Source organism: Nitrospirillum karajorum (genome assembly GCF_036348415.1).
Classification (GTDB): Bacteria; Pseudomonadota; Alphaproteobacteria; order Azospirillales; family Azospirillaceae; genus Nitrospirillum; species Nitrospirillum amazonense_B.
The window spans coordinates 1,367,081-1,390,055 of the sequence record NZ_JAZBQB010000002.1 but is presented as its reverse complement, the minus strand read 5'-3'; the positions used below and the strand labels follow the sequence as shown (position 1 = coordinate 1,390,055).

Below are 22,975 nucleotides of genomic sequence, written 5' to 3'. Positions count from 1 at the left end.
CCTTTCCCTCTCTATCTCTTCGGCTGCCGCCTTGGCCTCCCTGCGCTTGTTCCAGGCTGCCAGGTCCCTCGCTGGATCCAGGGCGCCCATGGCCAACAGGGCGTCGGCCGCGCGGCGGTTGCGCAGGGCGCGCCAGATCCGGGGGATGATCTCCCCCGATCTTGCTCCCACGGCTGCGCTTCTTCGCTCCAGCTATCTTTTTTTGCGTATAAAATATCCCATTTTTTATGGGTGCCGGCCGACAACCCGAAGAACTGCCCTCGTCGCAAGCGGTTGGCGCTCGCCCACGCCATGACCTTCAGGGTATCGCCTTGCTTGCCCCCCGCGCCATCCGAGGCCGCCGCCGTCGAAATCGTCGACGCCGCAAAGCAGTTAACATAGCGGCTGACATACGTTGACGCTCGCGCCCCCTTCTTCCCGGTCCGCTTCTCGTACTCCTTCGGGTCGACCCTAATAATCGCGCAAGCAGGATGAAATTTTTCGTCCTGCTTCTTTTTGGTCGGGTCACCATCGATGCGGCGGCGTGGATCGCCGCAAGTCACGCCATACCTATCAAAGAATATCTCGGCAACCTCTTCCTCAGCGCCGCGAGGAACGTGAATAATAATATGTAAATGGGCCGTACCGTCGTCGTGCGGCTGCTGTCCCCAGCACCCAAAGTGGGGATAATGCCCCTTTTTTAACGCCGCGCGCACCCGCTTCCAGGGCGTCATTATGTATTCTGAACTATCTTTTGGCGTATAGGCGTAGTTGATATCAGCGGTGTCGTTCTCTCCTTTTTTTTCCTTATTTTTGTTCTTTGGGTTTAGATGGTATTCTTTTGGCGCCGTCACGGTCACGAACAACGCAATGAAGTTGTTACGTTCGGCGACTTCATCCAAAGCGGTAGAAATGGCGTAGAATTTAGCCATCTTATTCTGCGCTGATTTTTCGATGACATCGTACAGCGATATTTGCGGCAGTTCCTTTTCCCCTTTTTTCCTCACACCCTGCATCTTTGAATGTTCAATATTCTTTCGGACCATGTGCATATACAGGTTGAGCGTGTTCTTCCCGATGATCCGTTGACCGCCCGTGCGGCCATGGACCATTCCGGCAACAATTTCCAGATGGCACAAAGTAGCGATGGAAATTTCGCGCAAATACTTAGACCACCATTTGACGTTTGTGAGGCGTCGATATGTGTTCTCTTTTATATTGTCGTTCTCGCCTTCAACCAGATGCGCAAATTTCTTACTTTTTTCGACATATTTTCCGGCCTCTTCCATAATGTTCTCGTCATAATAGCGCGCATCAAAATCAAGAATGGAAAAATTCTGGATTTTTACATTATCAACTATATGCGCAAGCATCTTTCTAATTTCTCTGATCAGGGTTAGATACCTGACGCTATATTCTCTTCTTTCGACCGCGAACGCCCGTTCCATTAGTTCTACATATTTATCGCACTTTTCCTCGTATTCTTGCCGCGCGCGGACCCAGTCAGGGCAGTATTTTGGCGCTTTATCGATTTCCGAAGCGTCTATTATTTCGCGGAAATTGAGATTGTGAAGCAGGCGGGCCCGCTCGAAGGCGACGGCCTGATATTCATCGATCCCGCCCCTGGCACAGGTCGCGATGAAGGAGTCCCGGCGCGCCGCCTCCGCTTTCACCGTCCCAACAAGGGCGTAGCCGTCTAGGTCTTCCGGCTGTGGCTGTTCTGGGTCGGTCGGCGGATACAGGGCCTCCCCAAGTTCGTCGTCCTTTTCGCGCCAGACCAGCCATAACGGCTTGATTTTAGTCAGTTCTCTTTCGCCGAAGCCCGCTTTCCTCGCCGCCGACCGGAGAACGAATGCCGCGACCGAAACGGGCAATTCGCATAGGGTCGACAAGCTGGCCGCTTTTTTTCGACGCCGAGCGCCATGATTCGGGCGGCCAGGTCGCGCGCCCGCGCGTTCGCTTCGCTGGCGCTGGCGCGGTCGACGGTAGGGGCGTCAGGGGCGTCATCGTCGTCGTTGTCGCTGTCGCTGTCGCTGGGGTCCAGGTCGGGGCCCAGGTCGGGGCCGATCAGGACAACGGCGGGACCAAAGATGGCGTCAAGGTCCGCGTCGGTGAGCGCGCCGGCGGTGTCGAGGGTGTCGGCCGCGGGCGTCATGGCCGATCCTCGACCTGGCTTGCCGTGGGGACCGGGGCTGGCGCTGACCAATCGATAGCCGGCGCCAAGCGGGCGTCATACTGGCGCCAGCGGGAAAGCAGTCGTTCGGCTTCGGTTCGGGGGATGCGCCCGAAGGTGGGGGCGGCGGGATGTACAGTCAATGCAGCCTCCCTGAGGGGGAGGCGTGAAGGCTTGGGCGCGGTCGCGGATTAGGCTAATTTATGGTCAATAGCGCTAATTTCTGTTGACCATCCTCATCCGGTCAGACAATATCAGGGTGTCAATTTGTTCTGATACTGTCTGTCCTTCCATCCACACCCAAAGCAAAGGCTCGGCAGCTAGCAACTGCCGGGCCTTTTTTCACGCCTGGGGGTGGGTGGGGATTGAATTGCGACGGGTGGCGGCTTGGGCGATTGGCGCCTTGCGAGGTCGCCCGCGGCCGCGCTTTGCCAGGCCCGGGGACGCCGGCGGCGGAGTAGCCGGCCGGCTCGACCAGCCCTGCGCCTGGATCTGACGCCGGATCCAAGCCTCCACATCCAGGCGCGGAAACATCCGGCCTCGGCCAAGGATGAAACTGGCGGGGGCCGTGCCCGCCGAGACCAGGGCGTCAAGCGCTCGGACCGAGATCCGGAGGAAGGCAGCGGCTTCCTTACGGGTCAGAATCTCGTGGATTTGGGTTTGGGTAGTGGTGGTGGGTGCCATGGTGCGCGCCTTCGCCCCCTTTTCGGAGGTCAAATCGCGCGGCTACCAGGGTACTCTGCCGCTGTTTTACTCGGTTCCCCGAGGCCCAGGTTCTTCCCCCTGGGCAGCCCGACCGCGAAGGGCCGGGACACTACCTGGCTACGCCTTGGATCACCCTTGTTCCGCTCGCCTTGGCGGCGGGGGCTCCTACGTAGGTCCGATGATTTTGTTGCCTTTCCGGGTGCCGGTCAAGGTGAATATGGGAGCTAAGATGCTCCTCGACTGCCCTTAGGCGCTCTCCGTCGCATTCTTCTGCGGGACAATTGCGGGACAGTTGAGATGCGCTTATCGTGCCTTAGCCGCTTTTATCTGCGCTATAAACTCCAGGAAATCCGCCAAAAACGGCTGAAAGCCTGGGGTTGATTTCGCCCTCTCACGGCGGTAACAGGGGTTCGAATCCCCTAGGGGACGCCATACTTTGGCTTAAATGTTTGAGTTACCTGGCAAAATAGGCGCCCAGCCTGGATCGGTGTGACACACGTCTGTGACACACAAGGGCGACGCCATCTTGGCCAGCATCCCATACATCGTCCAACGTCGTCAGCGACTCTACCTGCGCGTCCGTCAACCCGCCGACGTCGCCGCCCTGACCGGCCGAACCCATTACGTCCGCTCCCTGCGTACCAACGATCCTCGCCAAGCCCGGGCCACCGCGGCTAAACTCCTGGTCGGGGCACACCACCTTTGGGGCGAGGTCAGGCGGACCATGCTTGCGGCGCTGCTGGGCAAACCGGTCGAGGACCTGACGGTCGGCGACCTCCAGGTCATGGACATGGCGCAATACGCAGCCATGGTCGGCCAGATCGAGGCGCTGCCCGAAGCCGAACGCCAGCGGGCAGTCGCCCACTGCAGCAGCCTCTACACACAATGGGACCTGACGCGGAAACAGGGCGAGTTGGAGGTGGACCAGACGGAGCTTAGAACCGAACAGGTCAATCACGCCACGCGCCGCCTTCTTGACGCCGTCGACGGCCTGGAACACGACCGGTCCGCCAAGGACATGCTGGAACGTGTGTCAGTGGCGGATGAATACTCCCCAGAAAAGTTGGAGTGCGCCCCTTGGGGTGGACACAGCGGGTATAAAAGATTGACGGTGATGTCGGGCCTTGCAGGAGTGGGGTCATGGCGAAGCACCGAGTTTACAGCATCGCGTTCAAACGCCAGGTAGTTGACGAGTACGCGGCCGGGGAAGCCTTGTACGGCTTGGCGAGGCGGCATGGCATCTGCCGCAACCTGATCCGGGTCTGGGTCGCCAAGGCAGAGGCCGGCGAATTCGACGAGGAGGTTGAGGCGTCGAACCTTCTCGTGGAATACGAAGGGCGGATCGCCGCCCTGGAAAGGCTGGTCGGCCGGCAGGCGCTGGAGATCGAGTTTCTAAAGGGGGCGCTGAAGCACGGACGCTCCAGCAAAAGCGGGACTACATCCGTAATTGCCGGCCCGCCGGTCTCAGCGTCGCCGAAGGCTGTCGGCTGATGGGGATCGCGCGCTCCACCTACTATGACGTGCCCGTCGAGACCGATGGCGACGCCATGATCCTGGACCGGATGAAGGCGATCTGCGCCGAGTTCGAAAGCTACGGCTATCGGCGGGTCGGTGCGGAACTGCGGCAGCAGGGGCTGGTGGTCAACAGCAAGAAGGTGCGCCGGCTCATGCGCGAGCACGACCTCCAACCCCGGCGCCGGCGGCGCTTCGTCGCCACGACCGACAGCGACCATGACGAGCCGATTTTCCCGAACCGGGCGGCGGACATGACCCTTACCGGGCCCGACCAGCTCTGGGTCGGCGACATCACTTATGGTGCGCCTCGTCCCGGATGGTCCGGGGTGCATATGACTGGAATGCCAAGGAGAAAGGAGGAATTGAACGAAGGCCCTGCCCTCTGCTGTGGGGGGCATGAGCCCAAGCGGCGGTGACCTGTCGTCAACTGACAGGGTGACGTAGCCCGCAGGAAAAGGGGACTGAGGCGAAGCCGTTACGCCGAGATGGTCCCCGAGGCTGAAGTGCTGGAAGGTTGAGGAACACGAACCGGTTAAACCGCATCCGAGGGCTGAAATGTCGCCTTCGCCTACACGGCTTAACAGGCGGAATGCCGATGGTGCCGTCGGACACGTAAGTCGATGGCATCCGAACTCGGGCGCAGATGTAAGGCGACCCGAGGGGACCCATGGGGAGAACGCAGCCAGACCATGGATCGGCGTCGACTTGCGGGACGCAAGGACAAGGACTGCGACCGGCAACCTCCCCAGCGCGTGAACGTCCAGCATATGAACGAGGGAAGGCGTGATGGAATGCCAAGGGAGTTGGCCCCGATGCCCATCATGCTGGCGGAGTCCTCGTAGTAGTCCGCGACAGGGAAAGCCTGTCACATGGCGAAGGGGGACAGTTCAACCGGCTTGGCGTGCAAACTACCTGACCCAACGAGGTGAAGACCTTTGATAATCAGCGAAATGCAGCACAAGCTCGCGACATGGGCCGAGAGCGACCCGAACCGCCGGTTCGATCGTCTCCTCCGGCTCGTGGCCGATGGGGAATGGCTTGCCGAAGCCGCCCGGATCGTCCTGGCGTCGAGTGGCGCCAAGACACCGGGCATTGACGGAATGGACAAGCGGTGGATGCAGGCTGAACTGGGGGAACACCTGGCCAGCCTGCGAACGGACCTGCTGTCGGGGGACTACCGCCCACAGCCGGTCAAGCGACTCTATATTCCCAAAGCCAACGGCAAGACACGACCACTGGGTATTCCGACCCTGAGGGACCGCATCGTCCAACGCGCGATGCTGATGGCCATGGAGCCGATCTGGGAAAGCGACTTCCATCGCCTCTCCTACGGCTTCAGACCGGAACGCAGCGTACATCACGCCGTCCGGACCGTGAAGCTCCAGTTGCAGGATGGGGACGCCGGAACGAGGGGACGCTGGATCGTCGAAGGCGATCTGGCGAGCTACTTCGACACGGTTCACCACCGGCTTCTGCTTCACTGCGTCCGGCGGCGCATTCGGGATGATCGGTTCATCGATCTGCTCTGGCGTCTCCTGAAGGCGGGCCACGTTGACCGTGGCCTGTTCGTGGCGTCGAGCGAAGGGGTTCCGCAAGGCGGCGTGTTGTCGCCGCTCCTGTCCAACATCATGCTCCATGAGTTTGATGTGTGGCTGGAGGCGAAATACCTGAGCGCGAAAGCCCGCAAGGACCGCTGGGCCTGGAACTTCGGCATTCAGCAGGGGCGCCCCATCACGGTTCGAGAGAACCGGCAATGGAAGCCCGCTGTCGCCTACTGCCGCTATGCCGATGACTTCGTCGTCATCGTCAAAGGGACAAGGGCGCAAGCCGAAGCCATCCGCGAGGAATGCCGGGCCTTCCTGGAAGGCTGCCTGAAGCTGACGCTGAATATGGGCAAGACCCATATCACCCACGTCGACGACGGGTTCGTCTTCCTCGGGCACCGGATCATTCGCAAGCGGGGGTCGAGCGGAAGGATGTCCGTGGTTACCACCATACCCAAGGAGAAAGCCAAGACCTTCGCCCGTCGCTTGGTCGAAGCCCTCTCCGGCAATCATGATGTTGCTGCGGTGGACATGATCGACAGCCTGAACCGCCAACTGGTGGGATGGGCCGCGTTCTACAAGTTCACCGACTTCACGGCGCGCACGTTCCGGCGCATCGACACCGTCGTGTTCTGGAAAATGGCGCACTGGCTGGCGCGGAAATATCGCTCCCGCATCAAGCCATTGATGCGGAAATGGTACCAAGCTCCAGCCACCGGCCAGGCGAAGACTTGGCTGGTCTATGGCCGAAGCAATCGGGGAAATCCCGTCGGCAAGGCGCTGCGTCGACTGGTCTCCAGCCAGAAGGCGCAGTTCCGGTGGCGGAACCCGGAGCGAAATCCCTACATCTTCAGGGACGAACTCCGAAACACCGTCACCTCCCGCTATCATGATGTCGCCATGGCCCTGGGCCAAGGTTGAAGGGAGAGCCGTATGCGCTGAAAGGTGCACGTACGGTTCGGGGAGGGGAAGCGCTCCAGCGCTTCCTACTCCACTCGCCACCTGGGAGGGCTTCGTCTACGTGGCCGTGATCCTGGACGCCTGGTCCCGCCGCGTCGTGGGCTATGCGATCAGCCGCTCCATCGACACCCGACTGACAATCGCGGCCTTGAAGGCCGCTATCGCCGCGCGAAACCCACCCACCGGCTGTGTTCAGCACACCGACCGGGGCAGTCAATACGCCAGTGCCGCCTATCGAAAGATCTTGGCGGACAACGGCTTGGTCGGCTCCATGAGCCGGCGCGGCAATCCCTACGATAACGCCAAAGCTGAAAGCTTCATGAAAACCCTGAAGGTCGAGGCCGTTTATCCCATGGCGTACGAGACCTTCGACGACGTCGTGGCCGATCTGCCGCGTTTCATCGATCTGGTTTACAATGCCTGGCGCCTTCATTCAGCGCTGGGCTATCTCAGCCCTATCGCATTCGAGGAACAACACGCCCGATCACCAGTCAATTCCGCGGCTTGAAGCTGTCCACCCCAAGGGGCGCACTCCACCCGCCGAAGCGAAGCTGACCGCCCGCCCCAAGGGCGCCGACCGCAAGCGCGAGCGGGTCGAAGTGATCCGGCAGTTGGATGCCGAATTAGGCATCGAGGTCGAGGTGTGTATGAATTGGCATGGAATAAGGGCTCTGACGCAAACTTGATGATGGGCAGATCATTCGGCACCGATGACGCGGGCCTGGAGGAGGTCAAGCTTTCCGCGGCCATACATCTGGCGTTTGACGAGTTTGAGCTTGGTGATCTGGCCTTCGGTTTGGGCAGCAGCCCAATTGAGTCTATCAGTTAAAACGATAGGTGACGTGAGAAGATGCCCACGACGACTACAGCTTCTCGATACGCTGCTTATATCTCCTACAGCCACAAGGATGGGGCCATTGCGGCGCGGCTGCACAAGCGGCTGGAGCGCTATAGCATTCCATGGGGCGTTGCGTCTGCCTACGGTAAGAAATATTGGTTTGGTCGCAAAATCGGCCGAGTCTTCAGGGATCGCGAGGAACTTGCCGCCGGCCAACCCCTGGCGCCATTGCTCTATGATGCTCTGGCTAGATCCGACGCACTGATCGTCCTCTGCTCCGCCAACGCAGCCACTAGCCGCTACGTCAACGACGAGATCAAAGAGTTCCGCCGCCTTGGAAAAAGTGACAGAATATTTCCTGTCATCATCGATGATGATCCTCCTGCTTGCTATCCGCCGGAATTACGCCAAGCTGGCGAGAAGCTGAATGCGGATTTCCGCGCCGGGAAGGACGGCGAGGTATCCGGAACAATGAAGATTCTGGCCGGCTTGATGGGGCTTGGCCTTGACCAGCTTATACAGCGTGAGCAACGAACACAGCGACGGCGGATCATCGGCTTGAGCATGGCCGTCGGTGTCTTGGCCTTTTTGGCAGGCGTTGCCTGGTGGAGTTATCTTGAAGCCCAAAGGCAACACGAAATCGCGGTGGCGAACCTGATCACGGCGATCAAGACCATCAACAGTATGACCAAACAGGTCACCAATATGAAAAACCAGATCGGGATACGCTCGGATTCCCTGAAGGCTTTTCTGAGTGAAATCGCGAGCAACGTAGCCGAACTGCCAAGCCGGGTCGATCCAGGGGACATCCAGAGGGAGGGTGGCGATCTCGCGACGGTGATCATCACTCTGCAGTATCGCTATGCTGAGGTTTACGATCTGCTGGGCGACCGTCCAGCGCAGCGCGCGGCGATCGATGAGGGGCTGCGCCAGGTAGCAGCAAGGCTCGCGCCAGCGCCGCGCGACCTCCACTGGCTCGATCTGAAAGCGCAAGGGCTCATGCTTCTGGGCGACGTCCTGCGCGCAACGAAATTGGAGGATGCGCGCGCGCCTTATGCCGAGGCGGTCGACATTCGCAAGGCAATTGCCCAAGTGTCTGGACAAGATGCTGATTGGCAGCGTCTTACGGAAAGTTACGACCGCCTGGGTGATGTAGAGCGCACGACACAACATTTCCCGGAAGCGTGGGCCGACTACATGCTCGCATTCGATCTGCGTGCCCAGCTTCTCGCCAAAGATCCCAATAACGAGGATTGGCGGCGGGCGGCGGCCCAGGAGGAAAATCGGCTCGGCGACACTCTGCGGCGCGGTGAGGAGTATTTTGAGGTCACAAATACATCTCCACCACCGTCGCTGCCGTTCCCCAAGACGCATGAGGAAGTGCTTTACGCGGCACTTACCCACTATAAAAGGAGTCTAGCTCTGCGTGAGGACATAGCGGCCAAAAACCGGCTCAATGCCAATGACAAGTGGAACTACGTCTGGAGCCTAGGTCTGGTTGGTGATGGGGAGCGGGAGGTGGCCGATTTCACGTCGGCGCTCGATCATTTCCGCCATGCCCTCGATCTAACCACCAGTTTGCTCCAACTGGATCCCGAGCGTGTCGATCTTCTAACGGAAATGGCGAAAACTCTCGAACGCTTGGGAAAATTTCATCAAGAACTTTCTCGTATCGACCAGGCCCTGCAAGGTGTTGGTGTAGTCGATCAGATGGAGCTTCAGGAAGCCCTGCTCAATTTTATTAATAGCCTTAAGCAATTCCAAGAACTATCCGTCAGCCATCCAGACGACAGGCGCTGGAAACTACGATTATTCTTCGCTGAATACTTCCTCGGCGATTTGCAGCGCAAGATGGCTTGCCTTGCCCAAACTGGCGAAGACCGCCGTCTCTCCCTCTTCAAGGAGGCGAAGGATCATCAAGCCGCCGCCTTGCGGGCGGCAGCGGATACCCAGCATCAATTCGAAAGGGATGCAGGCTTTCAGCAGACAATCGAAGCCGTTCGGCATTGGCAGTTCGGCTTTCCGTGCGCCCTGACGGGCTTGCCAACATCATCCGAACCGACGGCTCCGTCTACAAGACGGTAACGCGCCAACGGATGTCGTGATCGACCGGTCCTACTGGGCGGGAGCGATGTCATTGCGGCGAAGATTGGCCGGCGCGTCCTTGACTGGAATGGGCTGGCCCACGCCGTGTTTGGCGCCTACACCGACATTCCGGGAACAGGTCAATTGTTAATGCCATTGGCGCAACATCGCTCTAACAGGGTGCGGAAGAATGGAGCGTTAAGGCCCCTTTCCCCATGAGCCAAGCCGATTGAAGGCTTGATCGAGGGGCTACGGGCCGCTTTTGCGGCCATCTTCCCCGGCTTCCGCCGTTTGCAGGCGGAATCCGGGCATGGTCAGGCCGCCACCATCAGCTTGGGCAGTCTGACGAGGTTGTAGGCGGCGGCGGTCAACATGAAGGCCCAGCCGACGCGATCGGTTCCCTTGTGGCGCGTCTTGCGCAAGGTGCCGGTGGTCTTGATCCAGCCGAAGACCTCCTCAATACGCTTGCGGATACGCAAGGACACGCCATAGCCGGGGTGGCGGGTGGTGCGTCCATCAATGGCGGACGTGCGCCGCGCCCCGGTCTTGGTCAGGTGATCATTCCGGGCGATATGCGGCGTCACCTTGCGGGCACGGAGTTCCCGGACGAACTCACGCGCATCAAAGGCCTTGTCGGCGCCCAAGGTGATCCGCCGCGTCGGCTTCAGCCCGTCGACCAATGCCAACGCCGCCTCGCGTTCGGCGGTGCCGGTCGCTTGGGTCAGCGTCGCACCAACCACCAGGCCGTTGCGGTTCTCCATCAGCACATGCCCCATGTAGGCTAGGCGCGATGGCTGGCCATTGCTCTTGCGGTACAGTTTGGCTTCAGGGTCGGTGGTGGACGCGTGGGTCTGGTTGGAGCGCTTCTCCCCGTGGAAGTCGCGCTCCCCGTTGCGACCGGGGCCCGGCGGGTCGCCACCGCCATCCTTGGGCCGGAAGCTCTTGATCGACGCCCAGGCCTCGATCAGCGTGCCATCCACCGAGAAGTGGTCGTCCGACAGCAAGTTCCGGCCTCGCGCCTGGGCCACCACCGCCCCCAGGAACTTCGCCGCGACGTCGCCTCCAAGAAGCCGCTCACGGTTCTTGGTGAACACCGTCACGTCCCACACCGGGGCGTCCATCGCCAACCCGACAAACCAGCGGAACAGCAGATTGTAGTCCATCTGCTCCATCAGTTGTCGCTCCGACCGGACCGAATAGAAGGCCTGGAGCAGCAGCGCCCGCAGCAGTTTCTCCGGCGGGATCGAAGGACGACCCACCTTCGCGTACATCGCCTCAAAGTCCGGCGACAAAACCTCCAGCGCCTCGTCACAGATCGCCCGGATCGCCCGAAGCGGATGCCTTGGCGGAACACGCGCTTCGCAACTCACGTACGAAAACAAGCCTTCCGTCCGAATGTCTCCGCCACGCATCCCATCCTCCTCAGCGTCATGAGGAAGCGAATCACGACAGGAACTCAGACGGAAGGGTTTTTCCGCATCCTGCTAAGCCGCAGTTTGCCGCCGTATCGTCCACAGTTGGGGGTGACTCGGCTTGTTGTCACTCGGGTATTGGCCGGAGGGATTGAAGGACAAGTCGGGGCGATTCAGCAAAACGAGCTCGGCCAGGAAAAATGCCGTTGCTTTGATGTCTCCCGGCGGCGGCGCCTTCTGCGTCATGATCCGACTGGCCAGGAAGGCTTCGGGGGCATGCCAGTCGGCCTCGGTGCCGATGTCGCAGCAAATCGAGATCCGCCTGCCGGACCAGAGCGCTCGATCCAGCACCTGGAAAGCTGTGTCCAGAGCCCCAGTCACGGAAGGGTGGCACGTTATTATGCTAGCGCCGAGTTGCCGGCGGCTGGTCACCCCCTCCCCTGGCAGACCGGTGACGATCGCATCAAGGTCGCCTTCCGCTATCACGCGGACCAAGGCAACAAAGCCGGCGGTAAGATCGTCGGGAGCAGCCCAAGCGGGCAGGCACTCGGTACGGAGGCTCTCGCCAGGGCTGCTTAACCGGTCCGCCTGAACTGTTTCATCCCCGGTCACCAGAAAACAGGGACGTTCCTGATGGCGCGCGGCGGCCAGAGCCAGCCCCAGCGCCGATCGATTGGTCTGACGTTGCCAATTGACCGGCTGTTCGGGATCCAGGCCTTTTGGGCATAGACGCATCAGATTGATGGCGCCCTTGCAGGCATTGAAACGCTTCGACCAATTCCCGCCCCCAGGCCGGATGGTTCGAGTTTCATACGCCGTGGGGGGCTCGGGAATAATGGCGGACACGGCGGTATGCCCGTCGGCAAGCAATTGCTCCGCCAAGTCGATGTCCCGGCCCCAGCCCAGCCCACCCATATACACGGCACTGGGCTTCAAGCTTTTGACCAAGCTGAATAATTCCGGGCTAGCTGCCCAGCTTGCCCCAGGCGGCACGGCGGAGAGGGCAATGATGGGGGGTAATTTGAACACCCCCATCAGGGTGCGCCATCCTTCATCTTGGGTGGCCGAATGGAGCCGGGAGAATTGGGTGAACGTTGATGCAACGGTACCGGGCTGGGCATCAGGCTGGTTGATCGCCTCGGCCAATGCGGTGGCCGCCTGATCGAATTGGCCGAGCAAGCCTAGGGCCTCCGCCCGAGTTGCCAGCGGCCAATAGCCGCTGGCCTCCGGCAACTGGCGCAGGATTTCCGACGCCAGTGTCCGCCCGTCGTCGGCGCGGCCCGCGCAAACAAGCATGGCGGCAGCGTTGATACCGGTATAATAGCCCCCCGTCCGTTGGTGAACGGAGCGATACCCCGCCGCTGACTGTAAGGCCAAGAATTGGCTTTTCTCCGGGTTGGCCGACTGGAAGCTGCGATCCTTCAGGAGCCGTGGGGTCAGAGCAGCGTAGTCCTCGACCGGGTCGTCCATGGTAAACTTCCGACCCCGTGTCAACAGCCGCTCCGCCGCATCCAATGCCCCATCCCGTAGATGCGCCAGGATTTGAAGATGGGCGATTTTGCGAGATTGCGGATGATAGCGGGTTGCCTTTTCCGCCACCTGGCGGGCCCATAGAAGATTGGCCTTGTCGATCAGGGTTTCTCTCAATTCCTCAAACCAGATGTGGGCGTCGTTGTCGCGGTCATCCGCCGGATCATGCGTAGGACCATCATCCAGATCATCGGCCGGCCGGAAGGCGGCGATCATGGCGAGCCGCCCTCGGTCAAGCAGGGTCAACCGCGACGCCCTGCCATTCGCCAACGCGCGGAAGTCCTTCAGGAATCCCAGGTCGTCGTTGACCTGCTTGCGCGATAGGCCCAAGGCCGTCGCCAGATGCTGCTGAAGGACACCCTTGGGAAGGCTAGCTTTGCCCATTGGGTTCAGCGGCTCCGCGGCGGCATCAAAGAGGTCCAACAGCAACCGGGCCAGTCGGACGTGACTTTCATCCTTCAGCACCACCAGATCCTCGGCCAAGCCTTGGGCGCGACGGAACTGTTCGGTGATCACGCGCGCCAGTCGGTCGCGTACAGCGGGCTCGCGTTCCAAACACTGGGCGAATGCCTCTCTGGTAATCGCGGCCACCACCGTATCGCCGACGGCCAGCGCGGATGCCCCATGGCGGGGCACGATCGCCGCAGCGGTGGCCAGGGGGATCAGATCGGTATCGCAAACCAGCTCGTTGGGGATGCCGCTTTCCAGGGGGCGAGCGCTATGGAGGCCAAGATGTAGCCAAGGCGCTTCTTCATCCAGGGGCAGGATGCCGCCCCCCAAGGCTGTCATCGCCTGCCCTTCATGGCCTGCGGGAACCGCACGGCGCTGAATGATGCCCGAAACGACGAACACCAGGGGACCGGCGGTTTGGCCCTGTGCGAAAACCAGTTGTCCGGGTTGGCAGACGACAAGATCGGATGCAGAGACAAGGTCCGCCAGGGTCTCGCGGCTGCTTCCCGCCAGCAAGGGGCAGGACTGGAAGTAAAGGCCACGTGCCTCACGTGTCGCCGATTTGTTGAGTGTCGTTAGCCGCACGCAATGGAGTTCAGTCGGCGGCGGCACTGGGCAAACTCCATCAGAAAGCGGCGTCCTGCCCCCCATCGTCAGTCAACGCGGTCCAAGATGCCAGCAAAAGCCTAAGGGTTGAATTATCAAGATTCTCGCCCTCGTTGCAAGACACCCCGACCTGAGGTCGTAACAGTCTTGGCGGAAATTCTTCCGTGGCATGTAGCCAGATCACAGGAATTCCACGCGCCAGGGCTTGGCCGATCAGGTCGCGGGTTCCACCAGCCCCAGCACTGGCGCCGCCATCCCAGATAGCGATGAGCAGGCCCACATGGTCCAGCATCCACCCTCCAGCCAAGGCGTAGGCCGTCGCGGTGCCGTCCCTGCGCCCAGGCAGGATGACGACCTCTCTCGCGCGCGCCAACAGGCTGTGGAACTCCGCTACAGAGGCCGCATCGGCAAAATCACGGCAGTATTCGTCAATAGGGAACGGAAGGGGGCAAACCAAGGCGACAAGTCGCGCCAGCGCGGCCGAGGCGGCAATCCGATCCGCTCCTTCGGCTAGGCTGGAAACCAGAGTGAGCGAGTTACCTGGGGGAGCGAAGTCGCGCAATCGATCCAGCAAGTCCCCCACATCCCCGGCCAGGGCACTCAGCCGGTTGAACGCCAGGCGATTTGGGCGATGGCCGGTGATGCCGAGGGTAAGTGGGTGGTGGGGCATGAGGGCCATTCTATATCTGGCAGGCAGCAGGGCAAAGGCGCCGTCGCCGACAAATTATAGCCTCATGAACGCGGTCGCGTACTGACAATACCAATGGGAAACCGCAAGGGATGTGTGATCCGCAAAATCGGCTGTCCCCCCCGGGCTGCTTCACCGTTGCCGGGAGTGCTGGGGCTTGCCAGACATATGGCTCTGCTCGCGCGACCATATCCTTCCGGTACGCGATTCTTGCAGAAATTCTAATTTCTGTGAACGCGTACCCATAAAGCGGCCCCCATTTCCCCGAATATAACGGCGGCTTCAACGACCGGCCAGCACTCCCCAAGACCTACGATGACCGGCGCCAGGACAGCCCTTTCGGCGCCAGCGCCCGCTAACGCATAGGAGACATGCCATTGCAATAAGGCACAGCAAAATAGTTAGAAAAATACCCCATATGGGTGATGCGTCAGCATCAAATGCATCTCACACTCGAGTTAGAGCACGCTGCACCCTGAAATTCAGCCACAAGCAAAACCACCTTTCTGAGCGCCTCGTTCTAAACATCGAATAATAATACATGACAACACAACCACGTCATCAACAATCAATTGGCCGAATATATAAATATAACATTTTACGCCGCAACATTTACAGAAGGAGCAAAATTTAATTTGCTGAACAATACGTGAGTTTATTTTGATGTCACGCCATTGAAGGAACAGGCTGTGAGCGCCAATAGGATACTTGATCATCTGGCAATAGGAATAATTTTAACCGAAAAAGATGGAAGTATCATATATAAAAATCACGAGTCCGACAGAATATTTTCAGCCAGTAACATAATATCTCGTAAGAGCGGGACTTTAATTGTAAATGGTAAAAAGATTATGAGCGTCTATAACCATTTTATAGAAACCAGGCCATCTGAACAGGTAACCATATTGGATTGCCATCCGCACGATTCTGGTTTCTACATAATAAGCATCCAGAAGTACAATCACAATAATCAGGAATTATACGCGACATTTATCTACGACCCAAAGTATCATGACAGCATAAATATCAGGAAAATACAAATAATTTCAAACATCAGAAAGATATATTCTCTATCAAATTCTGAAGCGGAAGTTTCGTATTGTATATACGCAGGCATGAGCATCGATAAAATCGCAAAACATAGAAAATCTAGCGTGAATACAATAAGAACTCATATCAAAAATATCCTATCAAAGACAGGACTCGCAAGGCAGCAAGATATTGTTCGTCTAATGGCCGACATATCGATGATGCCGAAAATACAGTAAAGATTGATCCATAAATGATTATATTGAGAGTCAATATTAAATATAATTAATAATTATTACAAAATTCGGATTATTTAATTCACATATGTATTTTTCCAATGCTTGGAATATCTTGGAGGGGCTTATGCTAATTAAATTACGCGCCGCAATGTGCCATATCGCTATCCTCGCAGCCGTACTGGGTCCAGGCGGTTGCGCTAGCCAAGGCACCGTCATGGGCGGCAGCACCGGCCCCGTAAGCGGAGCATCAGCGGGCGCGACAAGCGTCAATGCTTCCCAAGTCATTGAACGGTGCCCCCAGACGTTGGGCACCTTGGCCATCGACGATTCCCGCCGGGCGGCCTGGTGGGGTGAATTCACCCGATCCACCCAGTTGACCACCATTGAACCACTGATCAGGGTGATGGTCTCACAGTCCAACTGCTTCGAGATCACGTCAATGGGCAACGCTGATCTCGACGACGCCATGACGCGGATGATGGACAAGGGCCGTGACGGCGAATACCGCATCGGCTCCAACGTCGGCAAAAACCAAGCGATTATGGCCGATTACTTTCTGCAGCCCGCCATCCAATTCATCAACGACAGCAACAGCACGTACAAGGTCGTTGGCGGGATGATGGGCGGAGTGCTCGGTTCCATGGTCGGCAATGTCAGCAAGCGCCAGGCTGAGGTAACGCTGACATTGATGAACATCCGGTCCCGCACCCAGAATCTCGGCGGCCGTTGGCACAGCCACCACGACGGACTTGGGCGGCATCTTCCAAATAGTGGGGGCTGCCTCCACCGGTCAGTTGAGCGGGTTCGAACGGACGCCGGAAGGTAAGACCACGGTCGCTGCCTTCGTCGATGCCTATAACCAGATGGTCATCGCGGTCCGCAACTACAAACAACGGGAAATCGCAGGCGGGGCCGGCACGGGTGGCCTGCTGAAGGCCCAAGGCCAGTGATGCGCCCAGCGGCAGGATGGATGGTGGCGTCCTTGGCGGTGGTTGGGAGCTGCGCGGCCCCCCCACCGTCCACCACCAATACGGTACGCATCTGCGATGATACCGGTTGCGGTGATCGCGACCGATCGACCGCCAGCTTCCTGCCGGCAGAACCTCCGCGCCCGGCCTCGGCCGACGACAGTGACACCTACCGCGGCGAGGCGCTAGCCACGCTCCAGGCCGAGGCATCAACCCAACCCGCCGCCGCCTATAAACTGGGGCTCATCTACGCCTACGGTCTAGGTGGCGTGAACAAGAGCCTAGTCGCCGCTGCCCGCTATTACGACCAAGCGGCGGCGGCGGGCCACACTTGGGCTCAATACCGTCTGGCACAGTTGTACCTGGACGGAACCGGGGTTCCACGTAACCCGCAAAAGGGTCTGGAGCTGCTGTTCAAGGCGGCGGATAGCAACCATCCCGCCGCCGCCTTCAACGTGGGAATGTTGTACCTGACCGGCCGGGATCTCCCGCCAGACAATCAACTGGCCGTTCAATATTTGAAACGGGCGGCCGATTTGGGCGTGCCCGACGCGCAGTACAACTTGGCCCTGCTGACCTTCCGGGGCATCGGCACACGGCAAGGTCTTTACGAGGCATTCCAGCTGATGACCAAGGCAGCCCAAGGCGGCATGGTCAAGGCGCAGACGGCCTTGGGCCGCTTGTGCATGACCGGACTGGACACCATGCGGCAAGACCTTCCGCAGGCGGAAAGATGGCTGACCCTTGCCGCTGGCGGGGGGGATAAGGATGCGGGGATTTTACTTGCTCAAGTACAACAAGCACAAAAAGAACAGCAAGATTATCAGCGACGTCTCGGCCTTCTTGCGGCTGAAACCGCGCTTTATTGGGCCAAGGCTGTCTATCAAAGTTGGCTGACACCTACAATCGTCACCTACTATTACTAAGCGCCAATCGTTGGGGGATGGGCATGTTGATCGATACGTCGAAGCGGAAAACGGGTCTGGCTGCGCGGACACGGGGGCTATTGGCGGGCTCGTCGGCGGTCGCGATCGTGGCAGCCCTGATGGCCGGTGTCGCACGGGCTGACGTCACCATTGCCACCTCCATCGTTGGCCCATTGTCGCCCACCGGCGGCGACGTCATTATAACCGGCACAGGGACGCTAACCGACGGGGGCACCTTTTACGGTGGGCACCCCGCCCTGCTTCTATTCGGTAACGCGACCCTCGGCCGCATCAATAATGATGGGCTGATCAGCGGCGGCAACGCCTCCATCGCCCAGGGCCGGGGCATAGAGCTGAACACTTCATTGATATCCGGTGTGGCAGCGGGAACAAGAATAGCGACCATATCCAATGGCCCAAACGCCACGATTACGGGTTACTATTCAGGAATAGCCTCACAAGGCGGCAGCATCGGTACCTTGGTCAATAGCGGGCTGATCGCAGGCACCGCCGGTTCCGGGTTGCAGGTCACTCCAGGCGCAGAGACTCTCGACTACAACACATGGCTCTTTTCCCGTGGGCAGTTATCGACCTTGGTCAACAACACCAACGCTACGATAGCGGGCTATTTCGGTACTGAGTTTCTGGGCAGCGATGTCGGCGAGGTCCGCAATGCCGGCGTCATTAAAGGGTCGATAGTCGGCATAGACGTGGGACAGTCCCAGTTCTTCTACAATTCTGTTGCGCTTCCTGTGCAGTCGGGCAGCCTGGGCACTTTAAGCAATCAGCAAAGTGGCACGATCACCGCGGGCAATACGGCGCTGCGGCTTGGCGGCATTTCCGCAGGCACCATCCTTAACGCCGGCATGATTAGCGCCAGCGGGTCTTTAAGCACCGGCGTAAACGTCGGCTCCGGTTTCGCAACTCATCAAGTCTCCACTCTCGGACTTCTGCTTAACGGCGACACCGGCACCATCGCTGGCGGCAGATCTGGCCTCATATTGGGCGGCAGCACCATCGGTACGCTGGCGAACAGCGGACTCATCGTTGGAGGTTCGGGCGCAGGCATTAATGTCTCTGACGAGACATTCTACACTATCTATACTATCGGCGGGACAACCTCCACGCTGCTGGGGATGGTGCCAGGGGCGATTGCCAGTCTGGGCAATTCCAGCGGCGCCACCATCGCAGGTGGTGAATACGGCCTGCAGCTGAGTGGCGGCACCATCGGCACGTTGAACAACGCGGGCCTGATCAAAGGTACTGGCACCTTAAGCCTGGGCCTTTATCTCCCCTTTGATGTTTACGCGACAGTAGCCGCTGGTGTTGTGACCAACTTGAACAACCAAGCGACGGGTACCATCACCGGCGGAAAATCCGGCATCCAGTTGAGTGGCGGTACCATCGGCACGCTCGCGAACAGCGGACTTATCGTTGGTAGCTCGAGCGCTGGCATTAGTGTCTACGACAACGCGTTCTACCGCCCCAACGGCACAATCTTCATGCTGGAGGGAATGGTGCCCGGGGTGATCGCCAGCGTGGGCAACGCCAGTGGCGCCACCATTGTCGGTGGAAGTTACGGCCTGCAATTGCATGGGGGCACCATCGGCACGCTAGACAACGCAGGCCTCATCAAGGGCGCGGGAGCATTCGGCCAAGGCCTTTTCCTCTCCTTTTATAGTTACGGGACAGTGGCTGCTATCGGCGGCGTGGCCACCCTCACTAACGAGGCGACGGGTACCATCGCTGGCAGCTACTCCGCCCTCGTATTGAGTGGTGCCACTATCGGCACACTGGCGAACAACGGACTAATCGTTGGCAACTCAAACGCCGGCATTAGCGTCTACGAAAACGCGTTCTACACTTACAACGGAACAACCTCCACATTCACGGGGGCAGTATCAGCGGCGATTGGCAGCTTGGTCAATGCCAGCGGCGCCACCATAGCGGGTGGCAGCAACGGCCTGGGGATGGGTGGCGGGACGATTGGCACGCTGGACAACGCGGGCCTGATCGAGGGCACAGGGACCTTCAGCTCCGGCCTTTACCTCTCGACGTATAATTACGGGAGCCTAACTGCCGCTGGCGCTGTGGCCAATTTGATCAACCAAGCGACGGGCACCATCGTCGGCGGCTATAACGGCCTGCAGATCAGTGGGGCCACCATCGGCACGCTGGCGAACAGCGGGTCGATCGTTGGCGGCTCGGGCACAGGCATTGGTCTCTACGATAGTGCATTCTTCACCTACAGTGGCACGACCTCCACGCTGCTGGGAATGATGCCGGGGACGATTGGTAGCCTGGTCAACACCAGCGGCGCCACCATCGCCGGCGGCAATAACGGACTTCAGTTGGGCGGCGGGACCATCGGCACGCTGGACAACGCCGGCCTGATAAAGGGCACAGGCACCTACAGCCAGGGCCTTTATCTCTCGATGCATAATTACGGGAGCCTAACCGCCGCCGGGAATGTGGCCAACTTGATCAACCAAGCGGCGGGCACCATCGCCGGCGGCAATACCGGGCTGCAGTTAAGCGGCGGCACCATCGGCACGCTCAGCAATGGCGGTGTAATCTCCGGTTTGACCTACGCTGGCATCGCGGTGCAATCGTCTCAGGCACGAATTGACACCATCATCAATTTGGCGGGTGGCACCATCGGCAATATCAGCGGCACGGTGGGGGCCTACGGCACCAGTGCCGCAGGCATCGTGAACACCAGCAGCAGCATCGGAACCATCGCCAACAGCGGCGCCATCAGCGGTGGCATCGAGATTTACGGATCGGGTGCTGTCGTTGGAGCCATAGACAACCGGGCGGGTGGCACTATTAGTGCTTTGAATTCCGGCATCTGGATAGGGGGCAGCGTCGGGACCCTGGTCAATGCCGGCCTGATCTCGTCCGCCTGGAATATCGGCGTCAATGTCAGCAATCGTCAGACGCTGGACGCACTATTCAACGCCGCCACCGGGACGATCGATGGAATCGGGATTGGTGGCACCATCAGCACCATCGACAATGCCGGCCTGATAAGCGGCGGTGGCACGGGCATTCTTGCGCGTCAACTTACCGTCGTTTCCGTGACGCTGGCCAACAACGTCCAAGCTACCACCACATCCGTTCGGACAAGCGGCGTACCGGTTCTGCATAACAGCGGCCTAATCAACGGCACCTTGGCCGGGGTCGCCAATGCGGGCGTGATGGGGCTTCTGGACAATAGCGGCACGATCGTCGGTGTCGCGGGAACCGGCGTCGCCAACGTCGGCCAATCCGCCATCTCCACGTCGCAAAGCCAGCCCACCTATTTCCATTCCTCGGTCCTCAGCAAAGCCGGCGGCACCCTGGGAACGCTGACCAACAGCGGCCTCATCTCCGGCGCGCTGACAGGCGTGGCCAATGCGGAGGCCAACGTCATGCAGACGATCATGACGTCAACGTTCGACAGCGTTAACGGCACCTACGTGGGCACGACCAGCATTATTGCGGCAGGAACGGCGGCCGGCACCGTCGGCGTTCTGGTCAACAATGGCACCATTTTGGGAGGCACGGAGCGGAACCTGACGGCAGGCATCGGTTTGGATAACGGCGGGGCGGCGGCGATCATTGGCACGCTGACCAATACGGGACTGATCCGGGGCGGTCAAACGGGCATTCTCAACGCCGGAACGATCGGCGCGCTGATCAACAGCGGCACAATTTTCGGCGGTGTCGCCGCCATCCGCAATACCGGGACTGGTCTCCTGGATACCATCACCAACAGTGGGCTGATCGCGGGCAATGTCCTGAATCAAGGGGCCCGCGGTTTGACGGTCGTGGGCGGCGCCGGTTCCATCTTCGGTACGTTCGCGGCAGGCTCCAACGGAACGGCCACACTGACCAACACCGGAGGTGACGTGGTGCTGGCCGGCGGCAATGTGGCGCTGGGCACCAATATGGCCATCAATGTGGGGACCCACACAGTCGCCAACACCGCTGGCGCGACCTTGCGGCTGGACAGCTTGGTCAGCATCACCGGCAATTACGCACAGAGCGGCGACAGCGCCCTGCTGGTCAACGTGGCCTCGGCCAACAGCTATGGCGGTCTGCAAGTCAGCGGTGCCGCCGCCGTGACCGGCGGCGCCATCATCCTGAACCCCAGCGCGGGCTATTCCCTGGTTGATGGCCAGAGCTACACCATCGTCGCCGCTGGCGATGCGTCTTCCGCCTATTCGGGATACACCGTGGTCGCTCCAGGCCACGCGCTGAGCAGCATGACAACGGTCGTCGGGGGCCTGACCGACCTGATTGTCACGCTGGGCAGCCTGAACGGCGGGACGATTGGAACCCTCGGCTCGGGCTCATCCACCACCATCGGCGGCGGGGCGTCTACCGTGGGCCAGGTCTCTGGTGGAACGGTCACAGTAACAGACGGCACGCCGACTTTGAGCACCATCAGTGGCGGTTCGGTGAACATCGGGGGCGGTTCCGCTACGCTGGGCACCGTCGCAGGCGGCACGGTCAACATCAGCGGCGGCAACGCCAGCGTCGGGCAGGTGTCCGCCGGTTCCATCACCCTGGGCAGCGGCGCCACCATCAGCGGCACCCAGACGGTGAACGTCAGCGGCGGCTCGTTGGCCGTGTCGGGGTCGGTAACGTCCCCGGTCGCGGTCAGCGGCGGCACGGTGGCGGTGGGCAGCGGTGGTATCGTCAACAGCTCCACTTCCATCCAGGTATCTTCCGGTTCGCTGTCCATCAGCGGTGGCGGCATTGTCGCGAGCGATCAGCCGCTGCAGGTCTCCGGTGGCAGCTTGAATGTTGCCGGTGTGGTAGCGGCACCAGTGCAGGTCACTGACGCCGGCGCCACCGTCTCGATCAGCAGTGGCGGCCTGGTGACACAGAGCGTGACCGCCAGTGCCGGCGCGATGAACGTCGGCGGGACGATCACGGCGCCCGTCTCGGTGTCGGGCGCCGGCGCCACCGTCTCGATCAGCAGTGGCGGCCTGGTGACGCAGTCGGTCACGGCCAGCGCCGGTGCGCTGAGCGTTGGCGGGACGATCACGGCACCCGTCTCGGTGTCGGGTGCCGGTGCCACCGTCTCGATCAGCAGTGGCGGGCTGGTGACACAGAGCGTGACCGCCAGCGCCGGCGCGCTGAGCGTTGGCGGGACGATCACGGCACCCGTCTCGGTGTCGGGTGCCGGCGCCACGGTTTCGATCAGTAGTGGCGGGCTGGTGACACAGAGCGTGACCGCCAGCGCAGGCTCGCTGAACGTGGGGGGACGATCGCGGCACCCGTCTCGGTGTCAGGCGCCGGCGCCACGGTTTCGATCAGCAGCGGCGGCCTGGTGAC

The 22,975-nt window shown here is 60.1% G+C and carries 16 protein-coding genes and 1 tRNA gene; 11 read left to right on the top strand and 6 right to left on the bottom strand.

Annotated elements, in window-relative coordinates; translation table 11 throughout:
* Positions 1-11: 11 nt before the first annotated feature.
* The 3 genes from UCD39_RS13485 to UCD39_RS28520 form a co-directional block, all read right to left on the bottom strand.
* Entirely contained in the window at positions 12-1,853 is a 1,842-nt protein-coding gene (locus UCD39_RS13485; protein ID WP_330496504.1) for a replication endonuclease, read from the bottom strand.
* On the bottom strand, positions 1,781-2,134 hold the full coding sequence (locus tag UCD39_RS13480; RefSeq protein WP_330496503.1) for a hypothetical protein: 354 nt from the start codon (positions 2,132-2,134) through the stop codon (positions 1,781-1,783). Before UCD39_RS13480 ends, UCD39_RS13485 begins: the two co-directional genes overlap by 73 nt.
* 360 nt (positions 2,135-2,494) lie before the next feature.
* On the bottom strand, positions 2,495-2,836 hold the full coding sequence (locus tag UCD39_RS28520; RefSeq protein ID WP_442943638.1) for a helix-turn-helix transcriptional regulator: 342 nt from the start codon (positions 2,834-2,836) through the stop codon (positions 2,495-2,497).
* Positions 2,837-3,203: 367 nt separating this feature from the next.
* Here UCD39_RS28520 and UCD39_RS13475 point away from each other — a divergent pair.
* From UCD39_RS13475 to UCD39_RS13445, 7 genes are all read left to right on the top strand, one after another.
* Positions 3,204-3,289 (top strand) — tRNA-Glu (locus UCD39_RS13475).
* 94 nt (positions 3,290-3,383) lie between these two features.
* On the top strand, positions 3,384-4,043 hold the full coding sequence (locus UCD39_RS13470; protein ID WP_330496502.1) for a DUF6538 domain-containing protein: 660 nt from the start codon (positions 3,384-3,386) through the stop codon (positions 4,041-4,043).
* Positions 3,998-4,348: a transposase gene (locus tag UCD39_RS13465; protein ID WP_330496501.1), complete on the top strand. Its 351-nt coding sequence runs from the start codon at positions 3,998-4,000 to the stop codon at positions 4,346-4,348. Before UCD39_RS13470 ends, UCD39_RS13465 begins: the two co-directional genes overlap by 46 nt.
* Positions 4,348-4,788, top strand: a complete 441-nt coding sequence (locus UCD39_RS13460; RefSeq protein ID WP_330496500.1) for an IS3 family transposase — start codon at positions 4,348-4,350, stop codon at positions 4,786-4,788. The genes UCD39_RS13465 and UCD39_RS13460 overlap by 1 nt, the downstream gene beginning before the upstream one ends.
* A gap of 534 nt (positions 4,789-5,322) precedes the next feature.
* Positions 5,323-6,837: a group II intron reverse transcriptase/maturase gene (gene ltrA / locus UCD39_RS13455; protein WP_442943625.1), complete on the top strand. Its 1,515-nt coding sequence runs from the start codon at positions 5,323-5,325 to the stop codon at positions 6,835-6,837.
* Positions 6,806-7,384: an IS3 family transposase gene (locus UCD39_RS13450; RefSeq protein ID WP_330496499.1), complete on the top strand. Its 579-nt coding sequence runs from the start codon at positions 6,806-6,808 to the stop codon at positions 7,382-7,384. Before ltrA ends, UCD39_RS13450 begins: the two co-directional genes overlap by 32 nt.
* A 342-nt stretch (positions 7,385-7,726) precedes the next feature.
* The gene (locus UCD39_RS13445; protein ID WP_330496498.1) at positions 7,727-9,799 is read left to right on the top strand and encodes a TIR domain-containing protein; all 2,073 of its coding nucleotides are present in this window, start codon (positions 7,727-7,729) and stop codon (positions 9,797-9,799) included.
* Between the two features lie 314 nt (positions 9,800-10,113).
* Here the strand turns inward: UCD39_RS13445 and UCD39_RS13440 are convergent, their stop codons facing one another.
* The 3 genes from UCD39_RS13440 to UCD39_RS13430 form a co-directional block, all read right to left on the bottom strand.
* The gene (locus UCD39_RS13440) at positions 10,114-11,211 is read right to left on the bottom strand and encodes an IS5 family transposase (RefSeq protein WP_330495033.1); all 1,098 of its coding nucleotides are present in this window, start codon (positions 11,209-11,211) and stop codon (positions 10,114-10,116) included.
* A gap of 72 nt (positions 11,212-11,283) precedes the next feature.
* Positions 11,284-13,803: a Crp/Fnr family transcriptional regulator gene (locus UCD39_RS13435; RefSeq protein ID WP_330496497.1), complete on the bottom strand. Its 2,520-nt coding sequence runs from the start codon at positions 13,801-13,803 to the stop codon at positions 11,284-11,286.
* A 13-nt stretch (positions 13,804-13,816) separates the two neighbouring features.
* Positions 13,817-14,476: a hypothetical protein gene (locus tag UCD39_RS13430; RefSeq protein ID WP_330496496.1), complete on the bottom strand. Its 660-nt coding sequence runs from the start codon at positions 14,474-14,476 to the stop codon at positions 13,817-13,819.
* Positions 14,477-15,336: 860 nt separating this feature from the next.
* On the opposite strand from UCD39_RS13430, the gene UCD39_RS28515 reads away from it, so the two are divergent.
* The 4 genes from UCD39_RS28515 (at position 15,337) to UCD39_RS13415 (ending at position 22,974) form a co-directional block, all read left to right on the top strand.
* Entirely contained in the window at positions 15,337-15,753 is a 417-nt protein-coding gene (locus UCD39_RS28515) for a helix-turn-helix transcriptional regulator (RefSeq protein WP_442943645.1), read from the top strand.
* 214 nt (positions 15,754-15,967) lie between these two features.
* Positions 15,968-16,579, top strand: coding sequence for a hypothetical protein (locus tag UCD39_RS13425; protein WP_330496495.1), 612 nt, complete (start codon positions 15,968-15,970; stop codon positions 16,577-16,579).
* 162 nt (positions 16,580-16,741) lie between these two features.
* A complete protein-coding gene (locus UCD39_RS13420; RefSeq protein ID WP_330496550.1) occupies positions 16,742-17,647 on the top strand; it encodes a tetratricopeptide repeat protein in 906 nt (301 codons plus the stop codon).
* Positions 17,648-17,670: 23 nt separating this feature from the next.
* Complete coding sequence (locus UCD39_RS13415) at positions 17,671-22,974, top strand: beta strand repeat-containing protein (protein WP_330496494.1); 5,304 nt, start codon at positions 17,671-17,673, stop codon at positions 22,972-22,974.
* Position 22,975 lies beyond the last annotated feature (1 nt).

Excerpts from the sequence above, each read along its gene's own strand:
- UCD39_RS13480 (WP_330496503.1), bottom strand. The coding sequence starts at position 2,134 with ATGACGCCCGCGGCCGACACCCTCGACACCGCCGGCGCGCTCACCGAC.
- UCD39_RS28520 (WP_442943638.1), bottom strand. The coding sequence starts at position 2,836 with ATGGCACCCACCACCACTACCCAAACCCAAATCCACGAGATTCTGACC.
- UCD39_RS13465 (WP_330496501.1), top strand. The coding sequence starts at position 3,998 with ATGGCGAAGCACCGAGTTTACAGCATCGCGTTCAAACGCCAGGTAGTT.
- UCD39_RS13460 (WP_330496500.1), top strand. The coding sequence starts at position 4,348 with ATGGGGATCGCGCGCTCCACCTACTATGACGTGCCCGTCGAGACCGAT.
- ltrA (WP_442943625.1), top strand. The coding sequence starts at position 5,323 with ATGCAGCACAAGCTCGCGACATGGGCCGAGAGCGACCCGAACCGCCGG.
- UCD39_RS13450 (WP_330496499.1), top strand. The coding sequence starts at position 6,806 with ATGATGTCGCCATGGCCCTGGGCCAAGGTTGAAGGGAGAGCCGTATGC.
- UCD39_RS13445 (WP_330496498.1), top strand. The coding sequence starts at position 7,727 with ATGCCCACGACGACTACAGCTTCTCGATACGCTGCTTATATCTCCTAC.
- UCD39_RS13440 (WP_330495033.1), bottom strand. The coding sequence starts at position 11,211 with ATGCGTGGCGGAGACATTCGGACGGAAGGCTTGTTTTCGTACGTGAGT.
- UCD39_RS13430 (WP_330496496.1), bottom strand. The coding sequence starts at position 14,476 with ATGGCCCTCATGCCCCACCACCCACTTACCCTCGGCATCACCGGCCAT.
- UCD39_RS28515 (WP_442943645.1), top strand. The coding sequence starts at position 15,337 with ATGAGCGTCTATAACCATTTTATAGAAACCAGGCCATCTGAACAGGTA.
- UCD39_RS13425 (WP_330496495.1), top strand. The coding sequence starts at position 15,968 with ATGGGCGGCAGCACCGGCCCCGTAAGCGGAGCATCAGCGGGCGCGACA.
- UCD39_RS13415 (WP_330496494.1), top strand. The coding sequence starts at position 17,671 with ATGTTGATCGATACGTCGAAGCGGAAAACGGGTCTGGCTGCGCGGACA.